At 68.4% G+C, this 237-nt stretch carries 1 protein-coding gene; it reads right to left on the bottom strand.

Annotation, left to right across the window (positions count from 1 at the left end):
• Positions 1-237, bottom strand: a 237-nt coding sequence (locus IBT47_RS27430) for a hypothetical protein (RefSeq protein ID WP_200564305.1), incomplete at both ends; no start/stop codon positions are given.

The raw sequence follows: 237 nt of genomic DNA, 5'->3' as shown, positions 1-237 counted from the left end.
GCGTCCGCATCGGCATCGGCGTCGGCATCGGCATCGGCGTCCGCATCCGCGTCGGCATCCGCATCGGCATCGGCGTCAGCATCCGCATCCGCATCGGCATCCGCATCCGCGTCCGCATCGGCATCGGCGTCGGCGTCCGCATCCGCATCCGCATCGGCATCCGCATCCGCATCGGCATCGGCATCCGCATCGGCATCCGCATCGGCATCGGCATCAGCATCAGCATCAGCATCGCGA

Origin of the sequence: Erwinia sp. S43 (assembly GCF_016624745.1) — a bacterium.
GTDB lineage: Bacteria > Pseudomonadota > Gammaproteobacteria > Enterobacterales > Enterobacteriaceae > Erwinia > Erwinia coffeiphila.
The sequence above is the reverse complement of the archived record's forward strand: the minus strand, read 5'-3'. Positions and strand labels throughout refer to the sequence as shown.